Origin of the sequence: Dechloromonas denitrificans (assembly GCF_020510685.1) — a bacterium.
In the GTDB taxonomy this organism is placed as follows: Bacteria; Pseudomonadota; Gammaproteobacteria; order Burkholderiales; family Rhodocyclaceae; genus Azonexus; species Azonexus denitrificans_A.
In genome coordinates this window covers 2,144,192-2,170,357 of sequence record NZ_CP075185.1, presented here as the reverse complement: position 1 = coordinate 2,170,357, position 26,166 = coordinate 2,144,192, and the positions used below count along the sequence as shown (strand labels likewise).

The following is a 26,166-nucleotide window of genomic DNA, read 5'->3' as shown; positions in this document are numbered from 1 at the left end:
GACTTGCATGACCGCCTGACGCGGCCACGCAACGGAATTTAGCGCCCGGACCGGCGATTCCCAACAATTTGCTTCGTATAAGCACAGAAGTACCGACGTTTTGTCTTTATCCACCGGCCACGTGCCAGCAAAGCGCATTTTTTTGGCATAAGCAACGCAGAAATACGTCGTTCGCCCAGCTCGGGTGTGTCACTAGCATCCAAATCCTGCGCCCAGCCTGTCAGGCTCGCCCTCCATCATCGACCAGCCCATGATCCAACTCGACAACATCGTCAAACACTACAGCGGCGCCCAAGGTCCGGTCGAAGCCCTGAGCGGCATCGACCTCGGCATCAAGCCAGGGGAAATTTTCGGCATCATCGGCCGCAGCGGCGCCGGAAAAAGCACGCTGATCCGTTGCATCAACCTGCTCGAACGCCCGACCGGCGGCCGGGTCCGCGTTGCCGGGCGGGAGCTGACCGCGCTCGGCAAGACGGAACTACGCGCCGCGCGGCAGGAGATCGGCATGATCTTCCAGCATTTCAACCTGCTCTCCTCGCGCACCGTCTTTGCCAATGTCGCGCTGCCCCTGGAAGTAGCCGGTCTGGCGCGCGCCGACATCGAGACGCGGATTGCGCCCCTCCTCGAACTGGTTGGACTCAGCGAACACCGGGAGCGCTATCCGGCCCAGCTTTCCGGCGGCCAGAAACAGCGCGTCGGCATTGCCCGGGCGCTGGCCAGCCACCCCAAGGTCCTGCTCTGCGACGAGGCTACCTCGGCCCTCGATCCGGAAACCACCCGTTCGATTCTGGCGCTGCTCAAGGACATCAACCAGCGCCTCGGCCTGACCATCGTCGTCATCACCCATGAAATGCAGGTCATCAAGGCGCTTTGCGACCGCGTCGCCGTCCTCGACAGTGGCCGCATCGTCGAGCAAGGCGAAGTCTTCAGCGTATTCACCCAACCCGAGCACCCGGTCACCCGGACCATGATCCGCGACGTTCTCGGCCAGGACATTCCGCCCGGGCTGCTCGAGCGCCTGAGCCAGTCGCATCTGGCACGGGGTGGGCGGCTGTTCCGCTTTTCGCTGACCAGCGAGGAAACCGATGCGCCGCTGATCTCGCAGCTCAGCCGCAATTACCACCTCGACATCAACATCCTGCACGGCCAGATCGACGAGATCCAGGGCCGCCCCTACGGCAGTTTCCTGGTTCTCGTCGAGGGCACCGCCGAGCAACAGGAGGCGGCCTGGACCTGGGCGCGGCAAAACGGGATCCGGGTGGAGTGCGCCGATGTCCATTGAGTTGCTTCGCCTGTTCTCCGAGTCGTTCCTGGAAACCCTGGGCATGGTCGGCATCGCCGGCGGCATTGCCGCCCTCTTCGGCATTCCGCTCGGCCTGCTGCTGACCGTCACCAGCCCCGGCCACATCCTCCCCCGCCCGCTGTTCAACCGCGCCCTCGGCATCACGGTCAACGCCGTGCGCTCGACGCCCTTCATCATTCTGATGGTGGCGATCATCCCGCTGACCCGTCTGCTCACCGGCACCTCGATCGGGACCGCCGCAGCGGTCGTGCCGCTCGCCATCGCCGCCATCCCATTTGTCGGTCGCCTGGTCGAAGGCGCCCTGCGCGAGGTCGATGGCGGCTTGATCGAGGCCGCCGAAGCGATCGGTGCCACGCCGCTGCAAATCATCCGCAAGGTGCTGGTACCGGAAGCCCTGCCCGGCATCGTCAACGGCCTGACCATTACCTTCGTCAGCCTGATCGGCTATTCGGCGATGGCCGGCGCCGTCGGTGGCGGCGGCCTGGGCGACCTGGGTATTCGTTATGGCTACCAGCGCTTCATGCCCGAGGTGATGCTGCTGGTCGTCGCCGTCCTGATCGTTTTCGTGCAACTGATCCAGTCCCTCGGCGATCACCTGTCACGCCGCCTCAACCACCGTTGATTTCAAGCCACGCCATTACCCACTCTCCCGGAGGAATCACCATGACTTTCCGTTTCAGCCGTCTCCTGGCCGTATTACTCGCCAGCGTCGCCCTCTCGGCCGGCGCCGACGACAAGGTTTACAAAATCGGCGTCACCGGCGGCCCGCACGCCCAGATCCTCGAACAGGTCAAGAAACTGGCAGAGAAGGATGGCCTGAAGATCCAGGTCGTCGAATTCTCCGATTACGTCCAGCCGAATGCCGCCCTGGTCGCCGGCGACCTGGCCGCCAACAGCTTTCAGCACCAACCCTATCTCGACAACCAGGTGAAGGATCGCGGCTACAAGCTGGTCTCGGTGGCGACGACCGTTACCTTCCCGATGGGCCTCTACTCGAAAAAGCTGAAGTCGCTGGCCGATCTGCCGAACGGCGCCCAGGTCGCGATCCCGAACGACCCGACCAACGGCGGTCGCGCCCTGCTCCTGCTGGAAAGGAAAGGGATTCTCAAGCTCAAGCCGCAGGCCGGCCTGAAGGCGACGCCGCTCGACATCGTCGACAATCCGAAGAAGCTGAAGATCAAGGAAATCGATGCCGCCCAGTTGCCGCGCACGCTGGACGATGTCGAGGCCGCCGCGATCAACACCAATTACGCCTTGCCGGCCGGCCTCGATCCGAAGAAGGACGCCATTGCCATCGAAGAAGCCCGCTCGCCCTACGTGAACGTGATCGCCGTGCGCGAGCAGGACCGCGATGCGGCATGGCTGAAGACGCTGATCAAGCACTACCACAGCCCGGCGATCAAGAAATTCATCGCCGACGAGTTCAAGGGATCGATCGTCGCCTCCTGGTAAGGCGCGGCCCTAGCGGCCGAGACGAATCTGCCGTCTCGGCCATTCCAGGCGCTCAGCCAATACGGTCGAGCGCCGCCTGCAGATCAAGGCGCAGATCGTCGACATCCTCGATACCGACCGACAGGCGCACCAGCGAATCGCTGATTCCCAGGCGGGCTCTTTGCTCGGGCGGAATGGTGGCGTGCGTCATGATCGCCGGATGCTCGATCAGGCTTTCGACGCCGCCCAGGCTTTCGGCCAGCGAAAAGAGCTCGAATCCTTCGAGAAAACGCCGCGTCCCGGCCAGGTCGGTTGCCAGGTCGAGGGCGATCATGCCGCCGAAGCCGCGCATCTGGCGCCGGGCGAGTTGATGCTGCGGGTGCGATGCCAGGCCCGGATAACGGACCTGCCGCACTTCCGGACGCCGCTCCAGCCAGTTGGCCAACTCCTCGGCATTTTCGCAATGCCGTTGCATGCGCACATTGAGGGTTTTGACGCCGCGCAGCGCCAGGAAGCTGTCGAAAGGCCCGGCAATGGCGCCGACCGAGTTCTGCAGGAATCTCAGGCGTTCGAGATTTTCGGCATTGCGCTGGTCGCCGCTGACCACGGCGACACCGCCGATCGCATCCGAGTGACCATTCAGGTACTTGGTCGTCGAATGGACGACGATGTCGAAGCCCAGTTCGAGCGGGCGCTGTATCCACGGGCTGGCGAAGGTGTTGTCGGCGACCGTGATGATCTGGTGGGCGCGGGCGATCTTGGCCAGGGCCGCCAGATCGACCAGCCGCAGCAGCGGATTGGTCGGCGTTTCGACCAGCAGCATCCGGGTTTCCGGGCGAATCGCCGCGCGCAAGGCCGCCGGATCGCTCAGATCGACAAAGCTGACCGACAGGCCAGCGCTCCGCTTGCGGACCCGCTCGAGCAGGCGATAGGTGCCGCCGTAGAGATCGTCGCCGGCGATGATGTGGGAGCCGGCATCGAGCAGTTCGAGCACGGTGGCAATGGCCGCCAGGCCGGAGGCGAAGGCAAAGGCGGCGCCGCCGCTCTCGAGATCGGCCAGGCAACGCTCGAAGGCCCAGCGCGTCGGATTGTGCGAGCGCCCGTAATCGAGGCCTTTGTGCACACCCGGACTGTCCTGGACGTAGGTCGAATTGGCGTAGATCGGCGGCATGATCGCCCCGGTCGACGGGTCCGGATGCTGTCCGGCATGGATGACGCGGGTACCGAAACCGTGGTTCGCCAATTTGTGGTCGCTCATGCAATTTTCTTTCGCAAGTAATTGAGGAGATCGAAGTGGGTAATCAGGCCGTGGAAGCCTTGCTCGTCGGCAACGATCGCCACCAGGCCGCGATCCAGGATGCGTTGCAGGGCTTCCAGCGAGGCGTCCGGGCGCAGCGTTTCGAGCGCTTCGGTCATCGCGCTGGCGACCGTCCCCTGGAAACTGCGCTGATCGGCCTGAACCCGTAGCAGCAGGTCGGATTCATCGATCAGGCCGACGATCCGGCCTTTCTCGATAACCGGCAGTTGCGAGATTTCGGCATAGCGCATTCGCTGAAAGGCGGTCTGCAGGTTGTCGTCGAGCGCCACGCTGATGACCGAGCCTTCTTCAAAACGGCGGGCGATGATGTCGCGCAGATCGCCGTAGGCCGGCCGGCTGATCAGGCCCTGATCGATCAGCCAGTTGTCGTTATAGACCTTGGACAGGTAGCGGGTGCCGGTGTCGCAGACGAAGGAAACCACCCGCTTCGGCGTCGTCTGGGCGCGGCAATAGCGCAGCGCGGCGGCGAGCAGGGTTCCGGTCGATGAGCCGCCGAGAATCCCTTCGCTCCGCAACAGTTCGCGGGCGGTGGCGAAGCTTTCCTTGTCGGAGATCGCATAGGCATGTTTGACGCCGGAGAGATCGGCGATCGGCGGCACGAAATCCTCGCCTATGCCCTCCACGGCCCACGAGCCGGCCTCGCCGAAGCGGCCGGTGGTGACATAGTCGGTGGTGACATAGTCGGTGAGGATCGAGCCGACCGGGTCGGCCAGGACAAATTCCGTATTCGGGCTGGCCCGCCGGAAGAAATTGGTCAGCCCGGTAATGGTCCCGGCCGAACCGACGCCGACCACGATGGCGTCGACGGCGTGCGCGGTCTGCGCCCAGATCTCCGGGGCGGTCGATTGCTCGTGCGCCGCCGGATTGGCCGGGTTGTTGAACTGGTCGGCAAAAAACGAGCCGGGAATTTCGGCGGCCAGCCGCGCCGCGTAATCCTGGTAATACGCCGGATGGCCCTTGCCGACATCGGAACGGGTGATATGCACCTCGGCGCCCAGCGCCTTGAGGTGCAGGATCTTTTCGGTGGACATCTTGTCCGGCACCACCAGAATGATGCGATAGCCTTTGGCCTGCGCCACCAGCGCCAACCCCAGGCCGGTATTGCCGGCGGTGGCTTCGATGATCGTGCCGCCCGGCTTGAGCCGGCCATCGCGTTCGGCCACTTCGATCATCGACAGGCCAACCCGGTCCTTGATCGAACCGCCGGGGTTCTGCGATTCGAGTTTGAGAAAGAGCTGACAGGGCCCCGTATCGAGACGGGTCACTTCGATCAGCGGCGTATTGCCGATCAGGCCGAGTACGGCCGGCCGTGGAACTTCTGACATAGTGTTATCGCAATGCAAAAAACATAAAAGAAAATCACCAGGCGAACTTCAGGCTGGCGGCGGAAGCCAAGGGCTGTTCGGCCGCTGGCTTCTCGGTCGGGCCGGAGGAGCCGGCACAACCGGGCAGGCGATCGACGAAACGGCGGACGCGCACCTCGTAGTTCGCCGCATCGATCAGGAAGCCGTCGTGGCCGTGTTCCGAATCGATCTCGAACAGTTCCCCGCGCGGCAGCAAGAAGGCCAGATTCTGCTGGTCGCCCGGCACATAAAGGGCGTCGGTGATGACCGATCCGACCAGCACCGGCTGGCTGATCTGGGTCAGCGCATTTTCATAGACGCCGCGGTTGCGCCCGAGGTCGTGGGTATCCATCGCCTCGAGCAGGCACAGATAGCTGTTGGCATCGAACCGCCGGGTAAGCGCCTGCCCGTGGTGGCGCAACCAGTTGCGCACGGCGAATTCCTCCGGCGCATGGGCCTGTTCGGCAAATACCTGACGCCCGGAGGCGCGGCCGAAACGCACCGCAAGCGAGGCCGGGCTGCGGTAGGTCACCATCGCCACGGCGCGCGCCGCGGCCAGACCGCCATGCGGTGGATCGGCCGGGTCGTAGTGACCGTTGCGGAATTTGGGATCGGCGGCCAGCGCCAGCCGCTGCGCTTCGCTCCACGCGGCGCACCAGGCCGAATGACGGCCGGTGGCGGCAATGCTGACCACCGCCCCGACCCGCTGCGGATCGAGGGCCGCCCACTCCAGCGCCTGCAAGCCGCCCATCGAACCGCCGATGACGAAACGGATGGCGCGGATGCCGAGATGATCGGCCAGCAGCATCTGCAGACGCACCTGGTCGCGCACCGTGACCCGCGGGAAACGCGCGCCCCACGGCTGGCCGTCCGGCGCCGGGCTGGCCGGGCCGGTGGTGCCGTAGCAGCCGCCCAGCACATTGGCGCAGACGATGAATTGCTTTTCCGGATCGAGCGTCTTGCCGGCGCCGAACAGATCGCCCCACCAGTCGTCGGCATCGGCCGAGCCGGTCAGCGCGTGGCAGACGATAACGGCGTTGTCACCGGCCGCCGACAACTGGCCCCAGGTTCGATAGGCCACTTCGACGCCGGCCAGTGGCTCGCCGGACTCGAGGACAAATGGCTGGCCGAGGGCCAGCCATTCTGTCTTTTCCGAAATACGGAAAGCGGTCATGCCGCCGCGTTGAGGGCCGAGCGACGCAAGGCGTGATCGAAGTCGGCCTTGATGTCCTCGATGTGCTCGATGCCCACCGAAACGCGGATCAGGTCCGGGCGCACCCCGGCCGTTTTCTGCTCGGCATCGGAAAGCTGCTGGTGCGTCGTCGAGGCCGGGTTGATGACCAGCGTCTTGGCATCGCCGACGTTGGCCAGGTGGCTGGCCAGTTCGACGTTGTCGATGAAGGTCTGAGCCGCGTTGGCGCCGCCCTTGATGCCGAAATTGAGCACCGCGCCGAAACCGTTGCGCAGGTATTTCTGGGCCTTGGCATGGTACGGGCTGTCTTCCAGGCCGTTGTATTCGACCCACGCGACCTGCGGATGCGCCTTCAGCCACTGGGCCAGTTCGAGGGCGTTATCGACATGGCGCTGGACGCGCAGCGACAGCGTTTCGAGACCCTGGATCAGCTGGAAGGCATTGAACGGCGACAGGCTGGGGCCGAGGTCGCGCAGGCCTTCGACCCGGGCGCGAATGGCGAAGGCGATATTGCCGAACGGGCCGCCAGTACCGAACACTTCCCAGAAATTCAGCCCGTGATAGCCGGGTGCCGGATCGGTGAACAGCGGGAACTTGCCGTTGCCCCAGTTGAACTTGCCGGAATCGATGACCACCCCGCCGACCGACGTGCCGTGCCCGCCGATCCACTTGGTCGCCGATTCGACGACGATGTCGGCGCCGTGATCGATCGGCCGGGCGATGTAGCCGCCGGCGCCGAAAGTGTTGTCGACGACCAGCGGGATACCGTTGTCGTGGGCAATCTTGCTGATCGCCTCGAAATCGGGCACCGAGAAGCTCGGATTGCCGATGGTTTCGACGTAAATGGCCTTGGTGTTCACATCAATGGCGGCGCGGAAGGCTTCCGGGTTGTCGCCATCGACGAACTTGACCTTGATGCCGAGGCGCGGCAGCGTGACCTTGAACTGGTTGTAGGTGCCGCCGTAGAGATGGCTGCTGGCGACGATGTTGTCGCCGGCTTGGGCGATCGTGGTGATCGCCAGGAATTGCGCCGCCTGGCCGGAACTGGTGGCGACCGCCGCGACACCGCCTTCGAGCGCGGCAATGCGCTGCTCGAAGACGTCGGTCGTCGGATTCATGATCCGCGTGTAGATGTTGCCGAATTCCTTCAGGGCGAACAGCTTGGCGCCGTGATCGGCACTGTTGAAGGTGTAGGACGTCGTCTGGTAGATCGGCACGGCGCGGGCATTGGTGCCCGGTGCCGGCTGCTGGCCGGCATGGACCTGCAGCGTTTCGAAGCGGTATTCACGTTTGATGTTGTCGCTCACGGTATTGCTCCCTTGGTTTGTAGCCGGTTCCGTTGTCTTTTGACGAACCGAGGCCTTGATTGAAGAAATCAGTTTCTGGACGAGCCCCATTTGTCTGCTCCTTGGTAATCAAGCTTGCGAAAGCGGGCACAGCTCACCCGGTGCGACACACCTTAGCCAGAGGCCGGGAAATTTCTAACGAAGAAAATGGCAAATGCTTATTCAGAGGTTGCTGCATAAGCACAAAAGAACTCTGTAGTTCGCGGGCTTTATTGCCTGCCGAAGACTTTGCCTCTCCCTCAACTAATCAAGGGCTCTTGGGGGCTTGTGCCCGGGCTCGCCGAAAAGCGCTGGCGGAAAAACCGTATGCCCGACTATTTATCTAGCTGACGAATCCGAGTCCGGTCCCATCGGGCGAAAACCCCTTGGACAGTCGGCATCCAGTCCTCACTGCTGTTCCTCCCCAGTGAATAACCGAGAATGGCCAACGACATATTCTGCTGTAGTATCTCCATATTCCATTTGGCCATCGCCCGTTGTTTTACTTGGATCTGAAAAACAAGGACATGGTGGGTGCGCAGTTGTCAATTGGACGTTATTCCCTAACTACTTCGTGGGGGGTGAAATGTTTAAGAATATCTGGAGACACCTCAAGAAAGATCGAAAGATTCAATTCGGTCCCTTAGCTCTTGCTTTCAAATTCGAACGTTCAGTTAGTGTTACTCGAAATAAAAAAGCGCATTTCAAATACGCCTCGGTTCGGCATCAAGACTGGATCAACAATCGTGACGAAACCGTCCGAATCGAATTAAATGAGCAGATGGGCAATTCGTCATTGACCCCTGCGGCAGGTTCCGAGTTAGCCCTAATCGTTGGCGTCGGTCCGGGCTTTGGTTACGCTCTGGCAAGAAAGCTGGCGAAAGAAGGAATTGCCGTGGTATTGGCATCGCGAAATGCCAAACGGCTTGATGATTTAGTTTCCGAAATCCAGAGTGCCGGTGGATTTGCTTGCGCTTATGGATGCGATGCCACGAGCGAGGCGTCAGTGGTTGACCTGTTCACCAAAGTTAGTGCTACCCACGGAGTACCCCAACTGGTCGTTTATTCGCTCCAGAGTTTTGGACCCGGTACGGTAATGGATATCGAACTTCCGGCATTCGAAGAGGGCTGGAAACACAACTGCCTTGGATCATTTTTGGTAGCTAGAAGCGCTGCACGTTTGATGCACCGAGCGGGGCGAGGATCGATAATATTGGTCGGATCCACGTCGTCTATTTTGGGTCGAGCGGGGCATTTAAATTTGGCGGTTGGAAAATTCGGGCAACGTGCCCTCGCTCAAGTCTTGGCCAGAGAACTTTGGCCTGCGGGGGTGCATGTCGCCCATCTCTTGATCGACGCAGATATTCGGGAGGACAATACCGATGACGAGGCAGGAACATCATCTGATCCTCAACAGATTGCGGAAACCGTATTTACCCTTCATCGGCAGCCAAAAACTGCATGGTCCAGCGAAATGGATATTCGTCCATGGAATGAGCAATTCTGGGAGCATTGTTAGCCGGATGGAGAATAGCGGTCCGGGGATCACCAACCAGCACCCTGTTTCAGTGTTTTGGGCATATCAGCCAAAATATGCGAAAGCCACCTTCCAAGTGGCTTTTTTGTTGGCCTGATCTTGCGAATACTTTCCTGATAAGCACCAGTGCCCTGCTCTTGGTTGATATTTAATAACGTATTCGGCGATATCAATGGGCAACCAGATGTCTTCGCATAATTTCAGTGCAACTTCCCGGTGGATCATGTTGTCTTTGACACGCAATGGGGTCGGCGAAATGCCGGTGCGTGCTTGGCATTGGGCTGTGAAACTTCGGACGACACCGCGAAAATCCTATATTTTCCCGAACTGTGTTGAGTGATTTCGGTATCATCGCAGCCATGGAAAAGCACCAAATTCGTCAGGATTTGCAAAAATGATTTCACGGGTTTTCATCGTGTTGCTGATCGCCCTCGGCAATCTCGGTACCGCGAATGCCGCGGGGCCCGACTGTTCCCGACCGTTCACGCTGGCCCTGCATGATCACGGCTTGCTCTATTCGGCCAATACGGATACCGGCATCGACAAGGATGTGGCTGACGAACTGATCCGCCGCAGCGGCTGCAAGGTAACGACCAGCGTGATGGCGCGGGCCCGGATCTGGCAACTGATCGAATCCGGCGCGCTCGATTTCAGCCTTTCCGGGATAAGCAACGCCGAGCGCGACAAGTTCGCGGGCTTCGCCTGGTACTTCAGCAACAAGTATTACCTGCTGGTAAACAAGAATGCCGGCGTGCGCAACCAGCAGGATTTCGAGCAGAACGGCAAGTTGCAACTGGGCATCATCCGCAGTTTTCGCTACAGTCCGTCGGCCAATCGGCTGGTGGACAAGCTTCAGGCGGCCGACCGCGTTACCCAGGCGGGCGGCTTGGCACCGTTGTACCAGACCCTGATGGTGAACCAGATCCAGGGCATGATCATCGAACCTTTCGATTACCCGACACTGGAGGAAAAGAAGATTCGCGACGTCAGCACCATCATCGAATTCAACGATCCGCCTGTGCCACACGGCCTGATCATGTCGAAGAAAGCTCTGCCGGCGGCCGAACAGGAGAAATGGCGGGCGCTGGTGAATGGCATGCGGGCCGATGGCACGATGCGTCGCATCTTCGAAAAGTACTTCAAGCCCGACCTGGCCGCCGCCATGGTCGACTTCTAGGTGACGCATCGGCTGCGCCCCACACCGACCATGGCTGTGCTACGCCTGTTTCTGCCGCCCTGGATCATTCTGATCGCCATGCTCGGGGTGACCTGGCTGGTCTGGGATCACGAACGCCAGAGCATTCACAAGGAATTACGTGGTCAATTTGACTTTGCGCTGCGCGACACCGTCAGCCGGATCGAACAACGGATCACCGCCTACGAACAAATGCTGCGCGGTGTGCAGAGTCTGCTGGCCACCACCGACCTGAAGAATCGCCAGGCCATTCACGACTATGTCGAGACACTTCAGCTTGATGCCAATTTTTCCGGCATTCAGGTCGTCGGAGTCATCGAGCGTCTTCCATCAGACCAAAAAGCAGCCCATATCGCTGCCATGCACCGGATCGGCCTGGCTGATTACACCATTCATCCGGAGGGTGATCGCGAGACCTACGCGCCGGTCATTCAGCGCGAACCTGAAATTCGTTCACGCCACGCCCCGCTCGGCCTCGATCCGTGGGCCGATCCGGTACGTCGGCAGGCGATGGAGAAGGCTTGCGATTCCGGCATGCCGGCGATTACCGGAAAGGTGCAACTGGCCGTAAACAACGAAGGCGATCCGAAACCGGGTTTCATCATGTATCTACCGATTTTTGCCCAAGGCCAGCCACGCGATAGCGTCGCCCAGCGGCGTGCCAGTTTGATTGGCTGGGTTTATGCCTCGTTCCTGATGGATGATTTCATGGCCAGTTTGTACGGCAATGAAGTGGACGGCCTCGCTTTCGCCATCTACGACGATGCCATTCCCACCGCCGCCACTCTGATGTACGCCAACGACATGCCGCCAAGCGCCCCGCCGCTGCTGATCCGGGGTGGCTTGAGCACCAAGGAATACATGGTCGTCGCCGGCCATACATGGACGCTGACGCTGGCCACACAAGACGAATTTGAAGCCCGTTTCGGGCGAAATATCTCTTTTGTCATTGCCGTCACCGGCATCAGCCTGAGTCTGGCGATGGCCCTGCTGACCTGGTTCATGATCAACGGGCGGGCCCGGGCCTTACGGCTGGCGGCCGGGATGACCGAAGAGTTACGTCATATGGCGCAGCACGATCCGCTGACCGGCTTGCCGAACCGGACCTTGTTCAGCGACCGCGTACAACACGAACTGGCCCACGCCAAACGCCAGGCCGGACACTTCGCCCTGGTGTTTCTCGATCTCGACCATTTCAAGCCGATCAACGACAACTATGGCCACGCGATCGGCGACATCCTGTTGCAACAGGTGGCAAAACGGCTACAGCGCGCACTGCGCGCCTCCGATACGGTCGGGCGCATAGGCGGCGACGAGTTCGTGCTGCTGCTGGCCGAGGTGAGCGGAGCGGACGCTGCGCTCGCCTTGGCCGAAAAAATTCGCCATGAAATCGCCCGGCCCTACTCGATCAATGGCCAGGACTTGACCATTTCATGCAGCCTCGGGGTAGCCCTCTATCCGAACGACGGCGACGACGAAATCAGCCTGACCAAGAGCGCTGACGAGGCCATGTACCAGGCCAAGGACAGCGGGCGAAACAGCGTTTGCCTGGCCTTGGGAGGCGCCGCGGCCGATGTGAATGAAGCGTTAGAAGTCTGATTCAGCCTGCGACTCGACGCCTCAGGCCTCGACTACCCCTAATTCAAGCAAGGTCGCCCCTTCTATCTCATCGACCGGGTTTTCCGCCCTGTTCCCCTTCGCCAGCAGGCCGAACCGTTTGAGCTGGGCGCGCAGGATGTTGCGGGAAATGCCGAGCAGTCGTGCCGTACGTACCTGATTATTGTCGCAATGCTCGAAGGCCAGTCGGACCAGGGTTTCCTCGACCTGCTCAAACAGTGAATCGCGATTCTCGTCGAACATTTCCCTGAATGCCTTGGACAACCGGCATCCATCGTCATCTTCGGCAACGCTGAACGGCCGCGAGCTGCTTAGCACCGGAACCCGCTCGTTCAGGCGCAGGTCAGCCGAACGAATCACGCCGTCGCGACAGACAATCAGCGCATAGTGAATGACGTTTTCCAACTCGCGGATGTTGCCGGTCCAACTGTAGGCAATCATTGCCTGGCGGGCATTGGAGGAAAAATCGATCGGCCCGAGATGCAATTTGGCCCGATAGCTATCCACGAAATGGCGGGCCAGCGGGATGATATCGCCCGGACGCTCCCTGAGCGGCGGCAGATTGATCGTCGCGATATTCAGGCGGTAATAGAGATCGGCGCGAAAATGGCCGGCCTCGACTGCACTGACCAGATCGACGTTTGTTGCCGCGACCAGACGAACATCGATATCGATCGGTTTGCGCGAACCAAGGCGGACGACCTGGCGCTCCTGCAGGACGCGCAGCAGCTTGACCTGCATGGCCAACGGCAAATCGCCGATCTCGTCGAGAAACAGCGTACCGTGCTGCGCCGCTTCGAACCACCCCTGCCGCTGCCCCTGGGCGCCGGTGAATGCCCCCGCCTCATGGCCGAACAATTCAGCCTCGATCAGGTTCTCGCTGAACGCACCGCAATTGACCGCGACAAAGGGGCCGGATCGACCACTCCGGTTGTGCACATGCCTGGCGATCAACTCCTTGCCGGTCCCGGTATCGCCAATGATCAACACGGTTGCCTCGCTGGGAGCGATCAGCTCGGTGGTGTTGAGAATATCCAGCGATACGGGATCGTTGAACACCATTGCCTTGGCGCGAATCGACAGCGGATGCGCCTGTGAATCCGGAAAAGTCAGAACTCTGTTCATGATTTATTGATACCCGATGACAACGCTGCGAAAAGCGACGCTGCCCCTTTCGATGAAAGGACACCCCTGACCGGCTTCCGGCTCGTTTGCCGGACCCAGCCCCCCTGTTCTCTACCGCTCCAAGCTGATGTACCGGTCCGCCGTTTGACTATCCACGGTGAAAACTCAGTAATTGCTTTTGCTCGCTAGCTCACAGCTTGGCGATCGACACCTCGGTCGATTTGACGAGCGCCAGGACATCGGTACCGATCTTGAGATCGAGATCTTTCACGGAGCGCGTTGTAATGACCGACGTAACGATGCCGAACGGCGTATCGACTTCGACCTCGGAAACAACCGGGCCCAGCACGATTTCCTTCACCGTGCCCTTGAACTGATTTCGGGCGTTGATCAACTGGATAGTCATGCTTTTCTTCCTTTCAAATTGTTGGGATTCATGTGTTTCTGCGCTGACCTCTGTCCGCTTTAGTAATGAAGCAGGCCATCGGGCAATTCGCTGGTTACATCAGCTCGGTTGCCTTTGCGTAAATACAAACTAAGGCCAATGACGCAGAGCAACAAAGATAGTTTTCCTATAAGCATTTTCAGTAGCCAATTGGCATTGATCGGCACCAAACACCATCTGCTGCCAGTGCAACAGCGAATATCAACGAACTGTTGATTGCGCAGCAACCAAGCCCGCAAACACAACACCAGAACGCCTGGTCAGGTGCTGCTTTATCAAAAAACTTCCTGTTATTTCCGTGGCTTAGCAATAAAACTTCTTAGCATTCCCAATTCGGGCATGGCTTCTGCTGCACCACAGCACGTCAAGGATGGCGTTCGTCCCGAAGCTCGGGATAGCCCCAATGCCGTCACCAACATGTTTTCGAGAATCATCACCCATGAACCACGCACCAAGCTACGCGGATCAGCAACGCGACCCACGCAAACACCTGATCGGAATTTCGACCGTTGTGGTTTTCCATCTGCTGCTGGTATATGCCTTGCTCAATGGGCTGGGCCGCAAAGTCGTCGAGGTCCTGAAGGCGCCGCTCGATGTCAGCATCATCGAGGAAATCAAGACACCACCGCCTCCCCCGCCAAAGATTGTCAAACTGCAACCAAAGGTCAGTGCGCCACCTCCCCCGGCCTACGTTCCGAAGACGGAAACCCAGGTTCAGGCGCCGACTCCGCCGATCACGACGACGGCCGAACGCCACCCGGAACCGCCACCAGCCCCGCCGGCACCGGCTCCGGAACCGGCGAAGCCAGCCCAGGTGAATATCGCAGTAGCCTGCCCGAATCACCAATCGGTGCCGGTCGATGTGCCCAAGCAAGCCATCCGCATGGGCCTCTCCGGCCAGGTGCTGGCGGAGTTCACGGTTGCGGCCAATGGCGACGTCAAGGATATCGCCATCGTCCAGACCAGCAACTCGATCTTCAACCAGGCAGCGATCAACGCCATTTCCCGATACCGCTGCACCGGTCAGGGACGCGAAGTACGCGTCCGGGTTCCCTTCGTCTTCCGCAACGAATAAGCAGCCAAAACAACTACCCCACTCGAATTCACAGGAGAAATCACCATGTTCCGCCTCAGCACCATCCGCAACTTCGCCGCTGCGCTATTCATCACCCTTTCCAGCCTCGGCGCGAGCCATGCCCTCGCCCAGGCCGTCCAGCCAGCCGCCAGCGTCGCAGCGCCCGAGACGGCAGCGGCCAGCGCCAAGGAAACCGTCGACAACCCCTATGGCATCGACGCCCTGTGGAAAGGCGGGGATGCCGTCGCCAAGGGCACCCTGGCCATCCTGCTGATCATGTCCTTTGGCAGCTGGCTGATCATTTTCACCAAGCTATATGAGCAACAGAAACTGGCCAAACAGGGCAAGAAGGCTAACGAAACTTTCTGGGTTGCCGGCGGCGTCGAGCAAGCCATCGATTCGCTCGAACCGAGCAGCGCCTACCATTTCATTGCCCGGAGCGGCTCGGAAGCGACAGCCAACCACCGCGGCCTGCTTGGCTATATTGACCTCAACGACTGGATTCAGCTCTCGATTCACCGCTCGATCGAGAATATCCAAAGCCGTTTGCAGGATGGTCTGGCCTTCCTCGCCACCGTTGGTTCGACCGCTCCGTTCGTCGGGCTGTTCGGTACGGTCTGGGGCATCTACCACGCCCTGACGGCCATCGGCATCGCCGGCCAAGCCTCCATCGACAAGGTTGCCGGCCCGGTCGGTGAAGCCCTGATCATGACCGCCATCGGCTTGGCCGTCGCCGTGCCGGCCGTGCTCGGCTACAACTGGTTGGTCCGCCGCAACAAATCGGCTCTGGACGGTATTCGCACCTTCGGCGCCGAACTCCATGCCGTGCTGCTCGGCGCCGCCGCCGAACGCCGCGACCAGCGCTCGCCGGCAGTGGTCCAGTCCATCCGTGCAATTTCGTTCTAAGAGACAACCATGGGAATGAATGTCGGCACGACGGAAAACGAGGACGAGGTTCTTTCCGCCATCAACACCACCCCGCTGGTCGATGTCATGCTGGTCTTGCTGATCATCTTCCTGATCACCATCCCGGTCGTTACTCACACGGTGCCGGTGGAACTTCCGAAGGAGCGCAGCCAGCCGCGCATCACCAAGCCGGAGAACATCAATCTCTCGGTCGGCGGCAACGGCAGGGTCTATTGGAACGAGCGGGAAATAGGCGATCAAGAAACGTTGGTCAGCGAATTGAAGAAGGTGGCGGTTCTTGACCCGCAGCCCGAAGTGCAGATTCGCGGCGACGGCGGCGCCCCTTACGAATACGTCGGCAAGGTCGTCCTGGCAAGCCAGCGGGCCGGCATCATCAAACTCGGGTTCATCACCGAACCGCCGCCCCGCCAATAGACGCCGGCAACAGAAGGAATCACATCAAATGGCTATGAACATAGGTTCAGGCAGCAATTCCGGCGATCCGGAAGTAATGGCGGAAATCAATACGACACCGCTGATCGACGTCATGCTGGTACTGCTGATCATGCTGATCATCACCATCCCCATCCAACTTCATTCGGTGAATCTCAACATGCCGGTCGGCAACCCGCCGCCGCCAAGCGCCCCGCCGGAGATCGTCAAGATCAACATCGATCAGGGCGGCAGCGTGCTCTGGAATGGCGAAGTGCTGAGTGATCCGGCTAGTCTGGAAAGCCGGCTGGCATCGGCCTCTGCTCAGGCCGTACAACCGGAATTGCATATCCGCCCCGACAAGAAAGTGCCTTACCGCCATGTTGCAGCGGTGATGTCGTCGGTCCAGCGCAATGGCTTGACCAAGGTCGGGCTGGTCGGCGCCGAGCAGTTCCTCTGACCGGCAAGAGATCGGTCATTCGCCCAACTTGAGCGGTCATCCGGAACCGGGTGGAGAGCGGGAATTCCTCGCTCTGCATCGTCGCGTTCGGCCGGAGTCGTTCGTCAGGCAGGAAAGAACACTGGAAGCAGATTCATGGGCATCAAGGACAAACTGAAAATCAAACTGACGCGCCGGGCCAGAATCATCGCCCTGCTCGGCAGCGTACTCGTCGTCGGTGGTGGCAGTGCGGCGGTCCACTACAGTCGGGGCGGCGACGGCCAGGCATCATCGGCAAGCAGCGAGCAAAAAGGCCCGGGCAGTTCGCGGCGCGGTGACCGGCAGGGCAACCGCCCGCAGCCGGTAAAGGCGAGCGCAGCCAGGCTCGGCGACCTGGACATTGTCGTCAGTGCCCTGGGAACAGTGACTGCCTCGAACACCGCGACGGTCAAGCCCAGAGTGGATGGTCAGCTCGTCCGGATCAATTTTCGTGAGGGCCAGTTGGTCAAGGCCGGCGATCTACTGGCCGAAATCGATCCGCGGCAGTATCAGATCCAGCTTGAACAGGTCAGCGGCCAGTTGACCAAAGATGAAGCCTTGCTTGCCGCCGCCAGGGTCGATCTCGAACGCTACCGAAACCTGCTGAGCAAGGATTCCATTGCCAAGCAACAGGTCGACACCCAGGAGGCGCTGGTCCGGCAGTATCGTGGCGTCGTCGAGACCGACAAGGCCCAGGTCGACAATGCCCGCCTGCAACTCGGATTCGCCCGGGTGACGGCGCCCGCTGCCGGCCGCCTTGGGCTGCGCCAGGTCGATGTCGGCAACAACGTCCGCGCGGCAGACGCTACCGGCCTCGTGGTCATTACGCAGACGCAGCCGATTCATGCCATTTTCGCCATTCCCGCCGAAAGCGTAGGCAATGTCGTCAACCGGCTGGGTAGCGGCGAAACCCTGGATGTCGAAGCCTGGGACCGCGATGGACGGACGCTGCTGACGACCGGCAAACTGCTCAGCGTCGATAACCAGATCGACGTCGCCACCGGCACCGTCAAGCTGAAAGCCGAGTTCGCCAATCGCGACAACAGTTTATTTCCGAACCAGTTCGTCAATATCCGGCTCAAGGTCGAAACCCGCACCGGTAGCCTGTTGCTGGCCTCGGCGGCGATTCAGCGGAACGCTCAGGGCAGTTTCGTCTATGTGATCAGCAAGGAAGATCAGACGGTCGCCCCGCACCCTGTCCGCCTTGGTCCGTCAAACGGCGAATTGATCGCCATTGAAAATGGCTTGAGCGCCGGCGATCAGGTGGTCGTGGACGGAGCCGATCGCCTTCGGCCCGGGGGCAAGGTCGATGTCCTGAGCCTGGACGGTGAATCGCCAACCGGCAATGCCAAGGCTCCGGCGGGCGAAAAAACTGGCGGCAAGGCGCCACGCCAACACCAGGCAGATAACGGCGACAAGCCAGCGGACACTGCAGCCCCCCCGGTAGCCGGAGAAGAGCGCCGCGGCCAACGCCGCTGTGCCCCGGAAAACATCGCCAACGACCCGGAGGCCGCTGCCCGTTGCGAACGCTGGCGCCAGCGGCGCGCGGCGGAAGGTGGCGGCGCACCGCGCGAAGGCGGACGCCGTGGCGAATAAGGCCGGCCGATGAACCCGTCGCGTCTTTACATCCTGCGCCCGGTCGCCACCTCCTTGTTGATGCTGGCGATCCTGCTCGCCGGTCTGGTCGGTTACCGGCTGTTGCCGATTTCGGCGCTGCCCGAAGTCGAATACCCGACCATCCAGATCTCGACGCTCTATCCGGGCGCCAGCCCGGAGGTTGTCGCCTCGTCGATCACCGCGCCGCTCGAACGCCAGCTCGGCCAGATCGCCGGCCTCAACCAGATGTCGTCGTCGAGTTCCGGCGGCGCTTCGGTCATCACCTTGCAGTTTTCGCTCGGCCTCGGCCTCGACACCGCGCAGCAGGAAGTCCAGGCCGCCATCAACGCGGCGAGCGCCTTCCTGCCCAATGACCTGCCGATGCCGCCGGTGTTCAGCAAGGTCAATCCGGCCGATGCGCCGGTGATCACGCTGGCCATTTCGTCGGGTTCGCTGCCGCTGCCCAAGGTCGAGGATCTGGTCAACACCCGTCTCGCCCAGAAAATATCGCGCATCGCCGGCGTCGGTCTGGTCAGCATCGGCGGTGGCCAGCGCCCGGCTGTCCGCATTCAGGCCAATCCGCAGGCCCTCGCATCGCAGGGCATCAACCTCGAAGACCTGCGCACGGCCATCGGCAACGCTAACGTCAACATGGCCAAGGGCGGCTTTGATGGACCGATTCGCGCCTCGACCATCGATTCGAACAGCCAGCTCAAGTCGGCTGCCGAATACCGCGAGCTGATCATTGCCTGGAAAAACGGTGCCCCGGTCCGCCTCGGCGACGTCGCCAAACTGGTCGAAGGCGCCGAGAACGACCGCCTTGCCGCCTGGGCCGACCGCAAGCCGGCGATCATCCTGAACATCCAGCGCCAGCCCGGCGCCAACGTCATCGAAACGGTCGATCGCATCAAGCAACTGCTGCCGCAATTGCAGGCCTCGCTGCCGGCCACCGTCGAGCTGCGCCTGCTCACCGACCGCACGACGACCATCCGCGCCTCGGTGCATGACGTGCAGACCGAACTCTTCCTTGCCGTCGCACTGGTCGTCATGGTCATCTTCGTTTTCCTGCGCAACGTCCCGGCCACCATCATCCCGAGCGTCGCCGTGCCGCTGTCGCTGGTCGGCACTTTCGGCGTCATGTACCTGGCCGGCTTCTCGATCAACAACCTGACCCTGATGGCGCTGACCATCGCTACCGGCTTCGTCGTCGACGACGCCATCGTGATGATCGAGAACATCGCCCGCTACATCGAGGAGGGCGATTCGCCGATGGAAGCTGCCTTGAAAGGCTCGGCGCAGATCGGCTTCACGATCATCTCGCTGACCTTCTCGCTGATCGCCGTATTGATTCCCCTGCTCTTCATGGGCGACGTGGTCGGCCGCCTGTTCCGCGAATTCGCCATCACGCTGGCCGTCTCGATCCTGATTTCGGCCGTCGTTTCGCTGACCCTGACGCCGATGATGTGCGCCCGCCTGCTCCATCACGTGCCGGAAGACAAGCACGGCCGCTTCTTCCGCATTACCGGCGCCCTCATCGACCACACCATCGCCCGCTACGCCGTGGCCCTGCGCTGGGTGCTGCAACACCAGTCGCTGACGCTGGCCGTCGCCATCGGCACGCTGGTGCTCACCGTCGTGCTCTACATCGCCATTCCCAAGGGCTTCTTCCCGGTGCAGGACACCGGGCTGATCCAGGGCATCACCGAAGCCACCCAGAGCGTCTCTTTTTCGGCGATGGCCAGCCGCCAGCAGGGTGTGGTTGACGCGATCCTCGAAGACCCGGCGGTGGACAGCATTTCATCGATCATCGGCGTCGATGGCGTCAATACCACGTTGAACAGCGGACGCCTGCTGATCAGCCTGAAGCCATGGCACGAACGCGATGCCGATGACTCGGCCATCATCCGTCGCCTGCAATCGAGGCTCGCCGACCTTGGCGGCATCACGACCTACATGCAGCCGGTGCAGGATCTGACCATCGAAAGCCGGGTCAGTCGGACGCAGTATCAGTTCAGCGTCGAGGGCACCGACCCGGCCGAACTGGGCGCCTGGCTCCACCGCCTGCAGGAACGCCTGAAACAGGTGCCGGAACTGGCCGATGTGGCCAGCGACTGGCAGGACGAAGGCCGTCAGGCCTATGTCGAAATCGACCGTGACAATGCCGGCCGGCTGGGCATCACCACCGCAGCAATCGACAACGCACTGTACAACGCCTTCGGCCAACGGCTGATTTCGACCATTTTCACGCAGTCCAACCTTTACCGCGTCGTGCTTGAAGTGAAGCCGGAATTCCGGCGTGGGCTGGAAGGCCTCAACAGCCTCTATCTGGTTGGCGCCAACGGCGCCCAGGTGCCGCTCGCCTCGGTCGCCAGGATCAGCGAGCGCCCGGCCCTGCTGGCCATCAACCACATCGGCCAATTCCCCGCCGCCACGGTGTCCTTCAATCTCGCGCCGGGCACCTCGCTCGGCGAGGCGGTCAAGGCGATTCGCCAGGTACAGGCCGAACTCGATCTGCCGCCCAGCATCGCCATCCGCTTCCAGGGCGCGGCTCAGGCTTTCCAGTCCTCACAGTCCAGCACGCTGTGGCTGATCGTCGCCGCCATCATCACCATGTACATCGTGCTCGGCGTACTTTACGAGAGCTACATCCACCCGATCACCATCCTGTCCACGCTGCCCTCGGCCGGCGTCGGCGCGCTGCTCGCGCTGTTCCTGTGCCGGACCGACCTCGGCATCATCGGCATCATCGGGATCATCCTGCTGATCGGCATCGTCAAGAAGAACGCCATCATGATGATCGACTTCGCCCTTGAAGCCGAACGCGAACAGGGCAAGTCGGCGGAAGAAGCCATCTTCGAAGCCTGCCTGCTGCGCTTCCGGCCCATCCTGATGACCACCCTCGCCGCCCTGCTCGGCGCTCTGCCGCTGATGCTCGGCACCGGCGTTGGCTCCGAACTGCGCCAGCCACTGGGCATCACCATGGTTGGCGGTCTGATCGTCTCGCAGGTGTTGACGCTATTCACGACGCCGGTCATCTACCTCGCCTTCGACCGTCTGGCCAAGCGCGTCGAGGCCTGGCAACGGCAACGGAGAACGGCGTGAGCTTGACCTCGAGATTCATCCATCGCCCGGTCGCCACCACGCTGCTGACGCTGGGCATCGCCCTGCTCGGCGTTGCCGCCTTCTTCCAGTTGCCTGCCGCCCTGCTGCCCCAGGTCGAATTTCCGACCATCTCGGTACGCGCCGCGCTACCCGGGGCCAGCCCGGAGACCATGGCGGCGACAGTGGCGACGCCGCTCGAACGGGCATTGGGTTCGATTGCCGGGGTCAATGAGATTACTTCAAACAGTTCGCAAGGCGCGGTCGATGTGACGCTGCAATTCGATCTCAGCCGCAGCATCGACGGTGCCGCCAAAGACGTCCAGGCGGCGATCAATGCCTCGCGCGCCCAGTTGCCGAGCGGCATGACAGGCAACCCGTCGCTGCGCAAGGTCAATCCCAACGACTCGCCGGTTCTCGTGCTGTCGCTGACTTCCAACGTTCTGTCGCGGGCCCAGGTCTACGATGCCGCCGTCACCATTCTTGGCCAGAAGCTGTCGCAGGTCGAAGGGGTCGGGCAGGTCAATGTCGGCGGCAGTTCCTTGCCGGCCGTGCGCATCGAACTGAATCCGCAGGCCTTGTCGCGGGCCGGCATCAGCCCGGAAGCCGTGCGCACGGCGATCGCCAACACCAATGTAAACCGGCCGAAAGGGCTGGTCGACGATGGCGAGCGCAATTGGCAAATCGCCGCCAACGACCAGGCGACGCGCGCTGCCGACTATATTCCGACGATCATTTCCTGGAAGGACGGCGCCGCCATCCGCCTCGGCGATATCGCCGAAGTCCGCGACGGCGCCCAGGACATCCGCAATGCCGGCCTGACCAACGGCAAGCCATCGGTCCTGCTGATGGTCAGCCGCCAGCCGGGCGCCAACATCATCGCCACCGTCGACCGGGTGCGCGCCATGCTTCCCTTGTTGCAGGCCGCTATCCACCAGGACATCAAGCTCGAGGTCGCCCAGGACCGCAGCGCCACCATCCGCGCCTCGCTACGCGATGTCGGCACCAGCCTGGCCATCTCGGTCGGCCTCGTCGTCATGGTGGTCATGCTCTTCCTGCGCAACCGGCGCGCCGCCTTGGTCCCGGCCGTCGCCGTGCCGGTGTCGCTGATCGGCACGTTGTCCGTCATGTACCTGGCCGGCTTCAGCCTGAACAACCTGTCGCTGATGGCGCTGACTGTGGCCACCGGCTTCGTCGTCGACGATGCCGTGGTCGTATTGGAGAACATCACCCGTCACATCGAGAAGGGCCTATCGCCGCTCGATGCCGCCTTGAAAGGCGTGCGCGAAGTGGCCTTCACAGTCGTTTCGATGACGCTGTCGCTGATCGCTGCCTTCATCCCCATCCTGTTCATGGGGGGCATCGTCGGCCGCCTGTTCCGCGAATTCGCCGTCACGCTGGCCGCTGCCATCCTGGTTTCGCTGGTCGTCTCGCTGGCGACGACGCCGATGATGTGCTCCCGCCTGCTGCGACCGCACGATGCCGGTGGCGAAGGATGGCTGTCGCGCCTGGCCAGCCGGTGCATCGATGCCCTGCACGCGGGCTATCGGCGCAGTCTGGCCTGGTCGCTGGATCACGGGCTGCTGATGATGGCAGTGCTGGCCTCGGCTGTCGCCCTCAACGTCTATCTGTACAACATCGTACCCAAGGGTTTCTTCCCGCAACAGGACACCGGCCGGCTCAGCGGCAACGTACAGGCCGACCAGAGCAGTTCCTTCCAGTCGATGCAGGAAAAGCTGGCCGACTTCATCGACATCGTGCGCAAGGATCCGGCGGTAGCCAATGTCGCCGGGTTCACCGGCGGCGGCCGACGCAATTCAGCCCAACTCTACATTTCGCTGAAACCGTTGAGCAAGCGCGGTGTATCGGCCGAGCAGGTAATCGAACGCCTGCGCCGACCGCTGTCGCAGGTCGCCGGCGCCAGCCTGTTCCTGCAATCGGTCCAGGAAATCCGCATCGGCGGCCGGCAGAGCAACTCGCAATATCAATACACCCTGCTTTCCGACGACCTGGAAGGATTACGCGCCTGGGAACCCCGGATCCGCAAGGCCCTTGCCGATTTGCCGGAACTCGCCGACGTCAATACCGACCGCCAGGACAAGGGCCTGCAGACCTCGCTGGTTGTCGACCGCGAACTGGCCGCCCGCCTTGGCCTGACCCAGCGCAATATCGATACGGTACTAAATGATTTCTTTGGCCAGCGCCTGATCTCGACCATCTACAACCCGCTCAACCAGTACCGCGTGGTCATGGAAGCGGCGCCGCGCTACTGGCAAAGCCCGGAGGCATTATCCGACATCATCCTGATCACACCCACCGGCAGCCAGGTGCCACTGTCGGCCATCGCCCGCTGGCAGCAGACCTTCGCGCCACTGGCCATCGCCCACCAGAGCCAGTTTGCCGCCTCGACAATCAGCTTCGCGCTGCCACCCGGTGTTTCGCTGGGCGATGCAACACAGGCCATCAACGAAACCATGGCCCGACTCGGCGTCCCCAACTCGATCTACGGTTCCTTCGAAGGCTCGGCCAAGGCCTTCCAGGCATCGATGGCCAGTCAGCCAATCCTCATCCTCGGGGCGGTCATCGCTGTCTATCTGGTGCTCGGCATCCTCTATGAAAGCCTGATCCACCCGCTCACCATCCTGTCCACGTTGCCTTCGGCCGGTATCGGCGCCCTGCTCGCCCTGCTTGCCTTCAAGACGGAGTTCTCGGTCATTGCGTTGATTGGCGTCATCCTGCTCATCGGCATCGTCAAGAAGAACGCCATCATGATGGTGGATTTTGCATTGCAGGCCGAACGCGATGGCAATCTGACGCCGCGCCAGGCGATTTACCAAGCCTGCCTGTTGCGTTTCCGGCCGATCATGATGACCACGCTGGCCGCGCTTTTCGGGGCCATTCCCCTGGCGCTGGGCAGTGGCGACGGGGCCGAACTGCGCCAGCCACTCGGCATCGCCATCGTCGGCGGCCTGATCATCAGCCAGCTATTGACGCTGTATACGACCCCGGTCGTTTACCTCTACCTCGATCGCTTCCGCCTGTGGGGCCGTGCCTGGCGGGCACGTCGCCTATCGACGGCCGGCGGAACGACCTGACCTCGCTACGGAAACACCATGCTGCTGCGCCCCTTTGGCCTGACCGCCATCGCCTCCATCTTCCTGCTCGGCGGCTGCGCCCTCGGGCCCGACTTCATCCGCCCCAAGGTGGAAACCCCGAGCGCCTTCCGCGAAGCGCCCAAGCACTGGAAAGTCGCCGAGCCACGCGATCTCGAAACGCAAAGCACCTGGTGGGAAATCTTCGGCGACCCACAGCTCGACAAGCTGGTTCAGCAAGCCACCGGCGCCAACCAGACCATCCTGGCGGCCGACGCCAATTACCGCCAGGCCCTGGCCGTCATCGGCAGTTCGCGGGCGGCGCTCTTCCCGAACCTCGGCAGCAGCGTGTCGAACAGCCGTGGGCAGAGCGCCGGTACCAATGGCGCGATTGCCAATACCCGCACGACCGACCGCGTTGCCTTGAGCAGCGCCTGGGAACTGGATATCTGGGGACGCCTCCGGCGTACACTAGAATCGAGTATCAGCACGGCCGAAGCCACGGCCGACGATCTCGCCGCTGCCCGCCTGAGCGTTCAGTCCACGTTGGTCCAGAGCTACCTGCAGCTGCGCATCAACGATGCCCAGCAAAGCCTGCTCGAACGCACGCTGACCATCTACCGCCGCTCGCACGAAATCACCCGCAACCGCTACCAGGCCGGCGTCGCCAGCCAGGCCGATGTGGCGCAGGCGGAAACCCAGTTGCTGAGCACCGAAGCTCAACTCGTCGACCTCGGCATCCAGCGGGCGCAACTCGAACACGCCATCGCCGCGCTGACCGGCAAGCTGCCGAGCGACCTGCTTCTGGAACGCAGCGACCGCGTGCCCAATTTGCCAGAGGTGCCGCTCGTCGTGCCGTCGGCCCTGCTCGAACGCCGCCCCGACATCGCCGCCGCCGAACGCCGGGTCGCCGCCGCCAATGCCCAGATCGGCGTCGCCCAGGCCGCCTTCTTCCCCAGCCTGACGCTTAGCGCCAGCGGCGGCTACCAGAACAGCAGCTTCGCTGACATCCTCAGTGCCCCCTATCGCTTCTGGTCGGTCGGCCCCGCCCTCGCCCTGCCCCTGTTCGACGCCGGCGCCCGTTCGGCCGCCAAGGAACAGGCCATCGCCGGCCACGATCGGAGCGTCGCCACCTACCGGCAAACCGTGCTGACCGCCTTCCAGGAAGTCGAAGACAACCTGGCCGCCCTGCGTATCCTGTCCACCGAAAAGGAAATCCAGAAAAACGCCACACGCGCCGCCAACGAATTTCAGACCCTGACCAACAACCAGTACCTGGCCGGCACGGTCAGCTTCCTCAACGTCGCTACCGCCCAGGCCGCCGCACTGAGCGCCGAACGCAGCAGCCTCGACATCCTCAACCGCCAGCTCATCGCCACCGTCGGTCTGGTCAAGGCGCTCGGCGGCGAATCCTCGAAATAGCGAGGCGCAGCCAAATGAAACCGATCCGGCTGGCCGCCCTGCTTCTCTCCGCCAGCCTCATCGGCTGCGGCTCGCGTAACGTTTGAGCTTCCTTCGAATCTCACCGATCGCCTGGCAAGACTTCAAGTGGAAGCTTCAAGCTTCCAGCCGAAGTCAGATGAAGTTCGTCTGACTTCCGGGTATAAACAGTACGATATTCGCCTGACTCCAGCCCAACCCATCGCAATCACTCAGA

The 26,166-nt window shown here is 61.8% G+C and carries 20 protein-coding genes; 14 read left to right on the top strand and 6 right to left on the bottom strand.

Annotated elements, in window-relative coordinates:
• Positions 1-250: 250 nt before the first annotated feature.
• The 3 genes from KI611_RS10340 to KI611_RS10330 are packed head-to-tail and all read left to right on the top strand — an operon-like array spanning position 251 to position 2,755.
• A complete protein-coding gene (locus KI611_RS10340; protein WP_226419735.1) occupies positions 251-1,282 on the top strand; it encodes a methionine ABC transporter ATP-binding protein in 1,032 nt (343 codons plus the stop codon).
• A complete protein-coding gene (locus KI611_RS10335; RefSeq protein WP_226419734.1) occupies positions 1,272-1,925 on the top strand; it encodes a methionine ABC transporter permease in 654 nt (217 codons plus the stop codon). Before KI611_RS10340 ends, KI611_RS10335 begins: the two co-directional genes overlap by 11 nt.
• A 41-nt stretch (positions 1,926-1,966) precedes the next feature.
• On the top strand, positions 1,967-2,755 hold the full coding sequence (locus tag KI611_RS10330) for a MetQ/NlpA family ABC transporter substrate-binding protein (RefSeq protein ID WP_226419733.1): 789 nt from the start codon (positions 1,967-1,969) through the stop codon (positions 2,753-2,755).
• Positions 2,756-2,807: 52 nt separating this feature from the next.
• Here KI611_RS10330 and KI611_RS10325 read toward each other — a convergent pair whose 3' ends face one another.
• Genes KI611_RS10325 through KI611_RS10310 form a run of 4 tightly spaced genes read right to left on the bottom strand, consistent with a single transcriptional unit; the run spans position 2,808 to position 7,894 of the window.
• On the bottom strand, positions 2,808-3,992 hold the full coding sequence (locus tag KI611_RS10325) for a trans-sulfuration enzyme family protein (RefSeq protein ID WP_226419732.1): 1,185 nt from the start codon (positions 3,990-3,992) through the stop codon (positions 2,808-2,810).
• Complete coding sequence (locus tag KI611_RS10320; protein WP_226419731.1) at positions 3,989-5,377, bottom strand: pyridoxal-phosphate dependent enzyme; 1,389 nt, start codon at positions 5,375-5,377, stop codon at positions 3,989-3,991. Before KI611_RS10320 ends, KI611_RS10325 begins: the two co-directional genes overlap by 4 nt.
• 34 nt (positions 5,378-5,411) lie before the next feature.
• Positions 5,412-6,569, bottom strand: coding sequence for a homoserine O-acetyltransferase MetX (gene metX, locus KI611_RS10315; protein ID WP_226419730.1), 1,158 nt, complete (start codon positions 6,567-6,569; stop codon positions 5,412-5,414).
• Positions 6,566-7,894 (bottom strand): O-acetylhomoserine aminocarboxypropyltransferase/cysteine synthase family protein, encoded by a 1,329-nt coding sequence (locus KI611_RS10310; protein WP_226419729.1) that lies wholly within the window; start codon positions 7,892-7,894, stop codon positions 6,566-6,568. The genes metX and KI611_RS10310 overlap by 4 nt, the downstream gene beginning before the upstream one ends.
• 604 nt (positions 7,895-8,498) lie before the next feature.
• On the opposite strand from KI611_RS10310, the gene KI611_RS10305 reads away from it, so the two are divergent.
• From KI611_RS10305 to KI611_RS10295, 3 genes are all read left to right on the top strand, one after another.
• Positions 8,499-9,431, top strand: a complete 933-nt coding sequence (locus tag KI611_RS10305) for an SDR family NAD(P)-dependent oxidoreductase (RefSeq protein ID WP_226419728.1) — start codon at positions 8,499-8,501, stop codon at positions 9,429-9,431.
• A 412-nt stretch (positions 9,432-9,843) separates the two neighbouring features.
• Complete coding sequence (locus KI611_RS10300) at positions 9,844-10,626, top strand: substrate-binding periplasmic protein (RefSeq protein WP_226419727.1); 783 nt, start codon at positions 9,844-9,846, stop codon at positions 10,624-10,626.
• 30 nt (positions 10,627-10,656) lie between these two features.
• The gene (locus KI611_RS10295; protein WP_226419726.1) at positions 10,657-12,243 is read left to right on the top strand and encodes a CHASE domain-containing protein; all 1,587 of its coding nucleotides are present in this window, start codon (positions 10,657-10,659) and stop codon (positions 12,241-12,243) included.
• A gap of 21 nt (positions 12,244-12,264) precedes the next feature.
• Here KI611_RS10295 and KI611_RS10290 read toward each other — a convergent pair whose 3' ends face one another.
• Together KI611_RS10290 and KI611_RS10285 are read right to left on the bottom strand one after the other, a co-directional pair.
• Entirely contained in the window at positions 12,265-13,386 is a 1,122-nt protein-coding gene (locus tag KI611_RS10290) for a sigma-54 interaction domain-containing protein (RefSeq protein WP_226419725.1), read from the bottom strand.
• Between the two features lie 190 nt (positions 13,387-13,576).
• A complete protein-coding gene (locus KI611_RS10285) occupies positions 13,577-13,879 on the bottom strand; it encodes a TOBE domain-containing protein (RefSeq protein WP_413463948.1) in 303 nt (100 codons plus the stop codon).
• A gap of 391 nt (positions 13,880-14,270) precedes the next feature.
• On the opposite strand from KI611_RS10285, the gene KI611_RS10280 reads away from it, so the two are divergent.
• From KI611_RS10280 to KI611_RS10245, 8 genes are all read left to right on the top strand, one after another.
• Positions 14,271-14,906 carry an energy transducer TonB gene (locus tag KI611_RS10280; RefSeq protein WP_226419723.1) on the top strand — a complete coding sequence of 212 codons (636 nt, stop codon included), beginning with the start codon at positions 14,271-14,273 and terminating at the stop codon, positions 14,904-14,906.
• Between the two features lie 45 nt (positions 14,907-14,951).
• Positions 14,952-15,812: a MotA/TolQ/ExbB proton channel family protein gene (locus tag KI611_RS10275; protein ID WP_226419722.1), complete on the top strand. Its 861-nt coding sequence runs from the start codon at positions 14,952-14,954 to the stop codon at positions 15,810-15,812.
• Positions 15,813-15,821: 9 nt separating this feature from the next.
• Positions 15,822-16,247 (top strand): ExbD/TolR family protein, encoded by a 426-nt coding sequence (locus tag KI611_RS10270; RefSeq protein ID WP_226419721.1) that lies wholly within the window; start codon positions 15,822-15,824, stop codon positions 16,245-16,247.
• 28 nt (positions 16,248-16,275) lie between these two features.
• Positions 16,276-16,704 (top strand): ExbD/TolR family protein, encoded by a 429-nt coding sequence (locus tag KI611_RS10265; RefSeq protein WP_226419720.1) that lies wholly within the window; start codon positions 16,276-16,278, stop codon positions 16,702-16,704.
• Positions 16,705-16,839: 135 nt separating this feature from the next.
• Positions 16,840-18,318: an MdtA/MuxA family multidrug efflux RND transporter periplasmic adaptor subunit gene (locus KI611_RS10260; protein WP_226419719.1), complete on the top strand. Its 1,479-nt coding sequence runs from the start codon at positions 16,840-16,842 to the stop codon at positions 18,316-18,318.
• A gap of 9 nt (positions 18,319-18,327) precedes the next feature.
• Complete coding sequence (locus KI611_RS10255; RefSeq protein ID WP_226419718.1) at positions 18,328-21,420, top strand: MdtB/MuxB family multidrug efflux RND transporter permease subunit; 3,093 nt, start codon at positions 18,328-18,330, stop codon at positions 21,418-21,420.
• Positions 21,417-24,512 (top strand): multidrug efflux RND transporter permease subunit, encoded by a 3,096-nt coding sequence (locus KI611_RS10250; protein ID WP_226419717.1) that lies wholly within the window; start codon positions 21,417-21,419, stop codon positions 24,510-24,512. Before KI611_RS10255 ends, KI611_RS10250 begins: the two co-directional genes overlap by 4 nt.
• Before the next feature lie 18 nt (positions 24,513-24,530).
• Positions 24,531-25,931, top strand: coding sequence for an efflux transporter outer membrane subunit (locus KI611_RS10245; RefSeq protein WP_226419716.1), 1,401 nt, complete (start codon positions 24,531-24,533; stop codon positions 25,929-25,931).
• Positions 25,932-26,166 lie beyond the last annotated feature (235 nt).